Source organism: Paenibacillus sp. 01L418 (assembly GCF_056400045.1).
On sequence record NZ_JBFTSN010000206.1, the window covers coordinates 1 to 11112 of the forward strand.

The window sequence follows — 11112 nt, forward strand, 5'->3', positions numbered from 1 at the left end:
TTTATGTACTGAACTACATCGGATAGTGAATGAGTTGCCGAGATTTCACTTCCCGATCAATGACAAGCTCATTCCGAAGAATGGAATATATATTGTCTTTGAGAAGAACGAGACTGGACATGATGCTGACCGTATCGTACGAATCGGAACACATAGGGGCGTGAATCAGCTTCGATCACGTTTGAAGCAGCATTTTGTTCATGTGAATAAAGACCGCAGCATCTTTCGGAAGAATATTGGTAGATGCATACTGCATCGAGCAGYCGACCCATATCTCAAGGTATGGGAGCTAGATTGTACTTCATCTGAAGGCAAGGCGAAGCATGGACCGTTAATAGACGCAACCTATCAGCAGGAGATCGAACTCAGGGTAAGTGAATACATCCAGCAGAATTTCTCGTTCTGCGTACTGGAAGTGCCAAGTAAAGAAGAACGATTATATCTTGAATCGCGTATTGTCTCTACCGTAGCAGCATGTCAGGAGTGCGGGCCGTCCGTGCGCTGGCTTGGAATGTCTTCTCCWGTACTAAAGATTCGAAATAGCGGTCTATGGCAGGTCAATGAGTTGTACAAGGAACCATTAAGTTCTGAAGACATGTTAAGATTGGTGGAATTGTGCCGATGAGTAATAAGAAGAGGCTTTGTATTATTCCTTGCGGTTCGGCGAAAGTATGGGATTCGAATCTGAATGCAGGGCCGCAAAGAGCCGAAGATGTCTATACGGGGGTATTTGCTTCTAGTTGCCAACGCTATGCCCGTGCTTTCTTTGACCATTGGGTGGTTTTATCTGCAAAGCACGGATTTTTATTTCCTGGCGATACGGTGCCTGAAGCTTATAACGTTTCCTTCATCAAGCCTTCATCGGAAACCATTACGATAGAAGCTCTGGAACATCAAGCCATGCAATCTGGTTTGTTTGAGTTCGATGAGATAACCGTTCTAGGTGGAAAACACTATGTTGACCGCGTGAAGGCAATATTCAAGTCAGGGCAGCAGATCGAGCTTCCTCTGCATGACTGCAAAGGAATCGGCTATATGCTTCAAAGGCTATCACAAGCGTTAGAAGGCAGAGCGCCGATTGCGCACACGTCACTAGTTACAGCGATAAGGGAGCGTGTTCAGGTAGAGAGTAAGGCTGCTCCATCGATTGGGAAGTATACTCCGTTATATAATTACCTTTTTGCGGCTAGTGAGTCGGTTATTACGTTGACGAGCGAGCAAATAGAAGAGATCGTTGGATTTGCGCTGCCTGCTTCATCAGTCAAACACCGTGCATGGTGGGCGAATGATATCTCGCATTCTCATGCCAAAGCATGGCTGCTTGCTGATTGGGAGGTTCAATCGATATCGCTTTCCCTGATCACATTCAGTCGAATTCAAGTTGAGTAACCACAATCCGTAAATTACACTTGCTCATCAGTCAGGAGGCACTAATGTCACAATTTACAGAAGAATATCCATCACTTGAATCCTACTGGCGTTCAGTTATACTTTTCGGTCAGAACGTTGCTTCTTACAAATTCGCATTAGCCAAGTCCCTCTTGGAGGTATCGCCAAGTGCAAATACTTTTATTCCTCTTGAGGATCTTTCGGAGCCATTCTCTAGGCATATTCTTGAGCATCTCAAGCTTAACGATAAACAGATTACATCAAAATCCAGCACGTTCATTGATGCTTGTAGGAACTATAATGCTGGGACATTAGACAAAGCTGAGCTTATCCGTACGACTTTAAAATTTGGCTATGCGAACGTCCTGGATGCTTTCCATGTAGTCAACCGCGAGGAGATTCCTGTTAAGTTTTTTGAGAAAGCTATGAATGGAAAACAGAAGGGGATTGTCCTTACCGACGACATCTTCCGTCTTATGGAGTCTGTTCAGAATCCGAATCTGCCTTATGAAGTTGAAGCTAGATGGAACTTAGTAGAGACGRCATGGAAGCTCGGAATGAAGTCATCATTAATAGCTGTACATTATGATGAATCAGACAACCTATTCTACGCTCAGGAAGATAAGCTAAGAAGAACAGCTGTTACATCGGCTCGGCATGCGTTAAATGGATATCAAAAAGGGAAATGCTTCTACTGCTTTCGAGATATAACGGTTGATCCTACTTCAGATGATCTGGCTGATGTGGATCATTTCTTCCCACATACACTTAAGCGACAAACATCAGTGAATCTAGATGGCGTCTGGAATCTCGTGCTGGCCTGCAAGTCCTGTAATAGAGGGGATAACGGCAAATTTGCTAGAATTCCTTCGATCCGCTTACTGGAGAGGCTGCATAAGCGTAATAATTTCTTTATTGAGAGTCATCATCCTCTCCGTGAGACACTGATTTTGCAAACTGGCAAGGTGGAGAAGGACAGGCATTCTTTCCTCCTCCAATTTGATAAGTTGGCTATTAATGCACTTATTCATCGCTGGCAGCCAATATTTGAACTTTCTCCAGCGTTCTAATCTAAGGAGGCAATTATGAAAGTATACAACAAACTTATCCGTGACAAAATCCCAGAGATCATGGAGATGAACGGCAAGACATTTGAGTTGCGTACATTGAGTGATCGTGAGTACTGTGAAATGCTTAATAAGAAGCTTCACGAAGAGCTGCAGGAGTTCGAAGAAGCCAGCGACACCGAGCAAATAGCCGAACTGGCAGATATCGTTGAGGTTATTTACGCAATTGTGGGGAGCAAAAATGTAAGTCTTGATGAATTCGATCAAGTCCGTTTAGCAAAAAAAGAAGATCGTGGTGGATTCGCCCAAAAGCTATTCCTGATTAGTGTCGACTAACGATTGTTTCAGGGGCACCTATAGGGTGCTCTTTTGCTTTGTTGTGATATTGTCCATACTTGGATTAGAAGGAACTTGTCGTTCACATGTCGAAATAAGACATAGTACTTAAGTCTTAAATACAATCTGGAGGCATTATGAGCAAACTTACACTACAACAATTGGAATCGCACTTATGGGAATCCGCTAACATCCTGCGTGGTAGTATCGATTCCTCTGACTATAAAAACTACATCTTTGGCATGTTGTTCCTGAAACGGCTGAATGACGTGTTTGTCGAAACCGCAAAACGCATCGAGACGGAAGAGGGGGACAACTACGGCTGGTACGATCGCGACGAGCATCAATTTTTCGTTCCTGAACGTGCACGCTGGCAGAACATCCAAACGTTGACGCAAGACATTGGAGACGGGATTAATAAAGCGTTTGAGGCTCTTGAGGAAGAGAATGCATCGTTGCAAGGTGTGCTGGCAACCATTGACTTTAACGACAAAGAGAAGCTGCCTGACAAGCTCCTGCAGCGTCTCATTCAACACTTTTCGGCAATTGAACTTTCCAACGGTGACTTGTCTGAGCCCGATATGCTTGGCCGCGCTTATGAATATCTCATTAAACAGTTTGCTGACGATGCAGGGAAGAAGGGCGGAGAGTTTTACACGCCAAATAAGGTCGTTGAACTGATTGTCAATCTAATTAAACCAGAAGAAGGCATGCGTGTCTGCGATCCAACCGTTGGATCTGGCGGTATGCTTATTCAATCTGTCGACTACATCAAATCCAAAGGCGGCAACCCACGTAACCTGACTCTGCATGGTCAAGAGCGCAACCTCAACACCTGGGCTATCTGTAAAATGAACCTACTTCTGCACGGGCTTAGCGACCATTGGATTGCAAAAGGAGATACCATTCGTGAACCCAAATTGCTTGAGGATGGAGAGCTCATTCTTTATGACCGAGTAATCGCGAATCCTCCGTTTAGCTTAAGTAACTGGGGACGTGAAGAAGCAGAAGCGGATACACTGGGCCGTTTCCGATTTGGTCTGCCTCCTAAGGATAAAGGGGATCTCGCATTCGTTCAACACATGGTATCAACCCTTAATCATGAAGGTAAAGCAGGCGTAGTTATGCCGCATGGCATACTCTTCCGCGGCGGTGCAGAAGGGGCAATTCGTAAAGGATTGCTTGAAGAGGATCTTGTTGAAGCAATTATCGGCCTGCCATCGAACCTCTTCTATGGTACGGGTATTCCAGCAAGTGTTGTGATCTTTAATCGAAACAAAGCGGCACAAAAGAAAGGGCAAGTGCTGTTTATTCATGGCGCGGAGGACTACCAAGAAGGAAAAAATCAGAACGTCCTTCGTGATCTAGATATCGAGAAGATCGTATCGGCATACGACAAATGGGAAGAAAAAGAGAAGTATTGCAGAGTGGTTGAGATCAAGGAGATCCGAGAGAACGACTATAACCTTAACATCGCACGGTATATTGATACTGCTGAGGAAGAAGAGCAGATCGATGTAGAGGAAGCATTAGCCCAGTTGCGTCAGTTAGAGGAAGAACGGGAAGAAATAGAGATTATTATGTACGGCTTCCTGAAGGAGTTGGGTTATGCTGATTAAAAATAAGGAAACCGAAATAGGAGCTATTCCTTTTGACTGGGAGTATATGCAACTTGATACATTAACAAGTAAAATAACAGACGGTGCTCATAATTCACCAAAGACTTATGAGGGTGGAAAGCCTATCGCCACAGTTGAAAATATGAAGAAACACAAAATCGACGTGTCTTCTTGTAGGCGGATTTCAGAGCAAGACTTTAATGATTTAAAAAGGAATTCCTGTGCTCCAGAAAAAGGAGATGTTTTACTTTCTAAAGATGGCACAATAGGGAAGACACTTGTTTATAATCAAACAGATAATATCGTACTGCTTTCATCAATTGCTATTATTCGTACGATAAACGACTTGCTTAACCCGTTTTATTTAAAACACTTCTTTGAATCAAGCTTTTTTTACTTTAATCTAGAGAAGTTCAGAAGTGGATCGGCGATCAAGAGAATAGTATTAAAAGACATTAAACGAGTGTCCATACCTATTCCACCTATTCAAGAACAACAGAAGATTGCTGCTATCCTTACTACTGTTGATAATAATATTTCCACAACTGAGGCCATCATTGAACAAACAGAGAAGGTCAAGAAGGGGCTCATGCAGCAACTTCTTACCAAGGGGATGGGACATACGAAGTTCAAACAGACGGAGGTTGGAGAGATTCCTGAGGCGTGGGAAGTGATGTCACTTAATTCAATGATTGAAGAAGGTTATATTACTAGCCACCTCGACGGGAATCATGGCTCATACTATCCTAAGTCAGAAGAATTTGTTGAAGAAGGTGTACCTTACTTATCAGCAAACTGCTTAGCAAATGGCAGAGTTGACTGGTCAAAGGTCAAATATCTGACTCTTGAAAGAGCTGCTCAGTTGAAAAAAGGGTTATCACAAAACAATGATGTTCTTTTCGCACATAATGCTACAGTTGGCCCAATTGCTATATTAGAAACACAACTCCAACTTGTCGTCTTAAGCACTACACTTACTTATTACAGATGTAACCCAGAGAAGGTGAACAATCTATATTTGGGATGTTATATGCAATCGCCATGTTTTGTTAACCAGTACAGCAGAGTGATGAAACAATCAACCAGGAATCAGGTGCCAATTACTGTACAACGCTCTTTTTTGCACATAATTCCTCCTATAGAAGAACAGAAGAAGATTGCTGATATTATTTCATCTATCAATGGTAAGATCATCACTGAACAACGGAATCTAAATCAACTACAACGCTTAAAGAACGGTTTGATGCAAGTCCTCCTAACAGGCAAAGTCCGCGTCAAAGTAGACGATCAAGAGGCGGTGACCACGTGAGCTCAACAAGCGAATGGAACGAGAAGCATCTTGTTGAGAATAGACTTATCGAGCAACTCAAAGAGATGGGCTATGAGCATATTCATGGCTCTACTTTGGATGCGGAGCGTGAGTCTACTCGTGCGGTCATCTTGCATAATCGTTTAATCAACGCACTCAAACGGCTAAATCCTTGGATCAACGACACTAACCTCAATAAGATCGTACGCAGCATCACCTACATAGAAGCAACAAGCCCAATGGAAGCCAACGAAGCGTTCCATGGTATTCTCGTGAACTATACTTCCATCCTGCAAGACATGGGTAAGGGCAAGAAGAACCAAACGGTCAAGATCATCGACTTTGACTATCCATCAAGTAACGAGTTCCTCATCGTCGATCAATATAGCATCACTGATGCCAGCGGCACCATTCGTCCCGATCTGCTCGTCTATGTAAACGGAATTCCGCTCGTTGTGATTGAATGCAAAAGCCCGATGGTAGCTGTGGACGAACAGATTGGTAAAGCTGTTAAGCAGTTGAGAAGATATCAAGGTCAATGTGAATACCTATTCCACTATAATCAGTTCATGATCGCAACGAGCAATGACCGAGCTAAAGCAGGTACAATAGGCGCGCAGCTTAAGCATTTTGGAGAGTGGAAAGATCCATATCCATTAACGTCTCCCGAAGTAGGCGATCATCCGACGCCTCAAGATATACTTGTCACGGGTATGCTCTCGAAATCTAATTTGCTCGATCTCATCCAGAACTTCATCGTCTTTGAACCTGAGAATGGACGAATGATCAAGAAGCTAGCTAGATACCAGCAGTTCCGTGCGGTCAATAAAGCCATTAACCGATTGATGACCGCAAAGTCACCTCGTGAACGCGGAGGGGTCGTGTGGCATACGCAGGGCAGCGGCAAATCCCTTACAATGCTTTATTTAGCTGTTAAGCTACGTCGCATTGAATCTTTGAAGAACCCTAGCATTGTCATCGTAACAGACCGTTCAGATTTGGATGATCAGATTACGAAGACATTCCGCCGCTGCGGATTCGCCAATCCACAACAGGCTTCTAGTGTGGCTCGGCTTAAAGAGCTACTAAGGAAGGGCCCAGGCTCGACGGTCATGACACTTGTACAGAAGTTTCAAACGAGTAATGACGAAGACAAATTCCCTGAGCTCTCCGATGCAGAGAACATCATTGTTATGGTCGACGAAAGCCATCGGTCGCAGTATAAAGGCCTAGCCATGAACATGCGCACAGGGCTACCGAATGCCTGTTATTTGGGCTTTACGGGAACACCGATTGATAAGGAAGATAAGAGCACGACGCGCACGTTTGGTCCTTATATCGATAAATACACAATCGAACAAGCGGTTGATGACGGCGCAACCGTACCGATCTTCTATGAGGCAAGACTAACGCAATTGCATGTAGAGGGCGAAACGTTAGATCAGTTGTTTGACCGTAAATTCCGTGAGTATGACGAGAAGACGCGGGAGCGAATCATGAAAAAGTACGCTACGGAAGAGGCTATTATTGCATCACCTAAGCGTATCGAGCAGATTGTACTCGACATTATCAAACATTATGAAACTCATATCATGCCTAATGGGTTCAAGGCGCAGATCGTAGCGGTCACACGCGAAGCGGCAGTTATGTACAAGGAGAAGCTGGACGAGCTCAGTGATCTTGACTCGGCTATCGTATTCTCGGCGGGTACAGACGATAAGGAGCACCTTAAGAAGCATCATATTAGCAAAGATGATGAGAAAGCCATAATTGCTCGCTTTAAGAAGCCGCTGTTTGAAGATAAGCTAGCTTTCATTATCGTTTGTGATAAACTGCTTACTGGATTCGACGCACCCATTGAACAGGTCATGTATTTGGATAAGCCACTCAAGGAACATAACCTGCTTCAAGCGATAGCAAGAACCAATCGTACCTACGAGAAGAAGGATTACGGCCTGATTGTCGATTACTTTGGTGTGTCACGTTTCTTGGAGAAGGCGCTGGCTATTTTCTCTAAGCAAGACATCCAAGGTGCTCTCATGCCTATAGATAGCGAGATTCCACGTCTTCAGACCCGCCACAGAGCAGCGATGAAGTTCTTTGACTACATCCGAAAAGATGATGTGGAGTCGTGTATCCAGGTTCTTGAGCCAGAGGATGTTCGGCAACAGTTTGAGCTAGCCTTTAAGCGGTTCGCTTCAAGCATGGATATGATCATGCCAGATCCGAGGGCGCAACCATATGTTAGTGATCTTCAATTTGTAGGCAAGGTTCGCCAGCTAGCGAAGTCCCGTTACCGTGATGAAAGCATGGATATCTCGGATTGCGGCGAGAAGGTTAAGCAGCTAATTGCGGAGCATATGCGAGCTTCTTCCGTTGAAATCTTGCATGAACCCATTGATATCTTATCCAGTAAGTTCGAGAAGAAGGTAGATGAGCTTAATAGCAACGAAGCCAAAGCTTCCGAGATGGAGCATGCGATACGCCATGAAATCAGGGTCAAGATTCAAGAAAACCCTGTGTATTATACTTCATTGAAAGAGAAGCTGGAGAAGCTGATCGAGGCGCGTAAGCAGCTTCAGATGGATATTTTGGAGTATGCAGAAAAGCTTCGCGGAATCATCGATGGCATGCGGGATACCGCCACCAAAAGCCAGATACAAGGTTTGGCACGGGAGCAGTATCCATTTTATCAGATGCTGGAGCAATATTTCGTTTCAGAGGACGATAAGGAAGTACTGAGGGATTTGACGCTCATCCTTACAGAGAAGATTATCGAGCATGCTGTCATTGAGTGGACAAATAAAGATGACGTCAAGCGGGAGATGAGGCAAAAGATAAAGCAGCAACTCCGCGTGGCAAAATGCCCGAAAGATCAACTCGAAGAGCTAACTTTGAAGCTGGCAGCACTGGCTGAGGTACATTACAAGAGATAACGGACTGGTTTTGTTATAGCGTTAATAATGGGCCATTGACCCTAAGCCAATCTTTACGTGCATCGTAATCAGGCAAGATGGTACGCACGAACTGCCAAAAGTCTGCCGAATGGTTTGGATACTTCAAATGGCCCATTTCATGGACAAGTACATAATCAATTACTTTCATCGGTGCCATCATGATGCGCCAATTGATGTATATGGCATTATCCATCGTACAAGATCCCCAACGCATTTTTTGATCCTTAAGTTGCAGCTTAAAAGGGGATACACCCATCTTGGGAGCATATATATGCAACCTCTCGTTAAGCTTAGCTTGTCCATGTTGCATGTACCAGTTAACAAAAAGGGGGCGCAGAAGCTCAGAAACTTCAGTGTTCGTCAATTTGGAGGATACAGAAGCATTGAAGCGGCCTTTTTGAAACATTAGAGATGGGGTATCCATGTTCACCTTCTGCACTTTGAGTCGATATGATCTTCCAATATAGAGGAACTTTTCACCACTTACGTATACTTTGGGATTCGGTGGCGTCGTTATCTCTTCGAACTCAAACCATTTGCTCATGATCCATGGAGACTTCTTATGTAGTACTTCCTGTAGCTTTAATTCGTCAACCGATGGCGGTGATATAACTTTAACGCCATCAATCCAATCGACTGAAATAATGATATCCTTGGCTTCAGGTTTTTGTTCCAATGTATATTCAATCGTTGTGTTTCCATATTGATATTCAGGCATGTTGGTTGCTCCTAAGTAACGTACTATTCAGAAGTCTAATTGATATTTACAGTTCGGTCAAATGAAAGCAGGTAACTGACGATCTATGTCGAACTTACTGATGCAAGGGGGGATTGAGTTGGAGAAGTTGATTGAAGAAATACTGAGCGATGTTGATCTTGTAACACAGGGAATCACATTAGATACCTTTTGGGATCATGTAGTGTATGATACTTCTTTCTTTGTTAAGGTTTCGAGCTCATATAAGAATTGGTACATAAAAAATATCGATATGACTATAAGCGATAGAAAAATAATAATTGATGAAATGAAATTACTTAGTAGTAAGTATGTAGAGGAGTACAGGCTAGAGGACAAAGATCCTGATTTTATATATAAGTATAATAACGATGGATTACTCCTCAGCTCAAACAGGATTCAAGAAGCATTTGCAGAAAATTCAGAGTACGCCATTAGCCATAGGGAGAATAGTGAAGATCAACCTGAAATTAAAATTCACAATTACGAAGGAAACGGTTATCCGCCCAATGATGAAGTCAAATTGATAGTACATAGGTTGTTGATTGGCAATTCTAAAATACTAGCCTTCTGCAATCAATCCCATACTAGCCTTGCAACGACCAGTATTAGAACACTACTCAAAAACCAATTGAAGAATATCGAGGAGAAAAAATACTACAAGTTAAAGAACAACATATCATTCTTAATGACAGCTAAGAGCTACTACATAGCTTCAGTGGAATATTTTGAGAAAGCATTTTCTTTCGATAGCCAAATATTACGCAAGAAACTAGAAGCTATGAAGACACTAACTGATAGTCAACTGATAGAAGGGTTTGATTTAGCGGTTCCAGAGTTAAASAAAGGTTACATGGCTCGTTCGGTTTCAATGATTAGGATGAATAAGACTGAGATGAAAGCTTATGTTAAAAAAAATGAGAAAGCAATATCTACCTTCTGTATGGAGTATCAGGTAGGTGTGAATTTTGATATTAGTACGAACAAGCTAACTGTTACGGATGGAAAGATTGCATCACTGTTTCTTACGTATTTGTTCTCAAATAGAATGGCCCAGAACATTGAAGGGGAACTTGTATATTACAAGACCTTCGGTAAGCTAAACAAATCTGCAACTGTTACGGCATAAGCTGGATTATATACTTCCAATAAGCAAGTGCGAAGGTGGTGAGGAGAGTTTATTTCTTATTTTACTTCCTTTATTTGATTGGAGCTCAGTTTCCTTTATTTCTTTTGTTAATGATTAGGAATATAGATAAAAATGTGAATATGTTTTTGTTAATGTTCTTGGCTTCGTTACTCATACTTATTATATTGTTGGCATTTGTAAGAATCCGAATGGCCACTAATAGTAAGTTGAAGTCAAACGTTGTAATAACATCTGAAAATCTGGCAAACACCACTATGAGTGATTTCTTGTCTTTTTTTCTTCTTCCATTCTTCACCTTCAATTTAATTAACGACAATACAACATCGCAGCAATTATTCGAGATGCTGTTTATTTTAATCTTGCTTACTATCTTTCTGCATCGTAGTGAAAATTTGCTTATCAATCCACTAATATTCATATTTTTCAATTTGTACAAAGGAACTTCTCCAGGATCTAACTATAGTGTCATTATGCCTAAACATCGGACTAGTGTTAGTGTAGATACATTCAATAAAGAGAACTTTGTTCGAATAACGAACAGGATCATAG

Annotated in this window: 9 protein-coding genes; 8 read left to right on the forward strand and 1 reads right to left on the reverse strand. The window is 42.5% G+C overall.

What is annotated here, in order from left to right; genetic code table 11:
- From AC1DSE_RS21195 to AC1DSE_RS21225, 7 genes are all read left to right on the forward strand, one after another.
- On the forward strand, nt 1-625 hold a 625-nt coding region (locus AC1DSE_RS21195; protein WP_477528148.1), incomplete at its 5' end, for a GIY-YIG domain-containing protein.
- On the forward strand, nt 622-1389 hold the full coding sequence (locus AC1DSE_RS21200) for a DUF7662 domain-containing protein (RefSeq protein ID WP_477510106.1): 768 nt from the start codon (nt 622-624) through the stop codon (nt 1387-1389). The genes AC1DSE_RS21195 and AC1DSE_RS21200, both read left to right, overlap by 4 nt.
- A gap of 44 nt (nt 1390-1433) precedes the next feature.
- Nucleotides 1434-2459 (forward strand): HNH endonuclease family protein, encoded by a 1026-nt coding sequence (locus AC1DSE_RS21205; RefSeq protein WP_477528149.1) that lies wholly within the window; start codon nt 1434-1436, stop codon nt 2457-2459.
- A gap of 15 nt (nt 2460-2474) precedes the next feature.
- On the forward strand, nt 2475-2792 hold the full coding sequence (locus AC1DSE_RS21210; protein ID WP_477510108.1) for a pyrophosphohydrolase domain-containing protein: 318 nt from the start codon (nt 2475-2477) through the stop codon (nt 2790-2792).
- 137 nt (nt 2793-2929) lie between these two features.
- Nucleotides 2930-4411, forward strand: coding sequence for a type I restriction-modification system subunit M (locus AC1DSE_RS21215; RefSeq protein WP_477510109.1), 1482 nt, complete (start codon nt 2930-2932; stop codon nt 4409-4411).
- A complete protein-coding gene (locus tag AC1DSE_RS21220; protein ID WP_477528150.1) occupies nt 4401-5720 on the forward strand; it encodes a restriction endonuclease subunit S in 1320 nt (439 codons plus the stop codon). Before AC1DSE_RS21215 ends, AC1DSE_RS21220 begins: the two co-directional genes overlap by 11 nt.
- Nucleotides 5717-8656 carry a type I restriction endonuclease subunit R gene (locus AC1DSE_RS21225; RefSeq protein WP_477510111.1) on the forward strand — a complete coding sequence of 980 codons (2940 nt, stop codon included), beginning with the start codon at nt 5717-5719 and terminating at the stop codon, nt 8654-8656. Before AC1DSE_RS21220 ends, AC1DSE_RS21225 begins: the two co-directional genes overlap by 4 nt.
- A gap of 13 nt (nt 8657-8669) precedes the next feature.
- Here the strand turns inward: AC1DSE_RS21225 and AC1DSE_RS21230 are convergent, their stop codons facing one another.
- Nucleotides 8670-9395: a M48 family metallopeptidase gene (locus tag AC1DSE_RS21230; RefSeq protein WP_477510112.1), complete on the reverse strand. Its 726-nt coding sequence runs from the start codon at nt 9393-9395 to the stop codon at nt 8670-8672.
- Nucleotides 9396-9513: 118 nt separating this feature from the next.
- Between AC1DSE_RS21230 and AC1DSE_RS21235 the strand changes: the two genes are divergently transcribed.
- The gene (locus tag AC1DSE_RS21235) at nt 9514-10542 is read left to right on the forward strand and encodes a Kiwa anti-phage protein KwaB-like domain-containing protein (protein ID WP_477528151.1); all 1029 of its coding nucleotides are present in this window, start codon (nt 9514-9516) and stop codon (nt 10540-10542) included.
- The last annotated feature ends 570 nt before the right edge of the window (nt 10543-11112 follow it).

Coding starts and splice junctions, on each gene's coding strand:
- AC1DSE_RS21200 (WP_477510106.1), top strand. CDS start 622: ATGAGTAATAAGAAGAGGCTTTGTATTATTCCTTGCGGTTCGGCGAAA.
- AC1DSE_RS21210 (WP_477510108.1), top strand. CDS start 2,475: ATGAAAGTATACAACAAACTTATCCGTGACAAAATCCCAGAGATCATG.
- AC1DSE_RS21215 (WP_477510109.1), top strand. CDS start 2,930: ATGAGCAAACTTACACTACAACAATTGGAATCGCACTTATGGGAATCC.
- AC1DSE_RS21220 (WP_477528150.1), top strand. CDS start 4,401: ATGCTGATTAAAAATAAGGAAACCGAAATAGGAGCTATTCCTTTTGAC.
- AC1DSE_RS21230 (WP_477510112.1), bottom strand. CDS start 9,395: ATGCCTGAATATCAATATGGAAACACAACGATTGAATATACATTGGAA.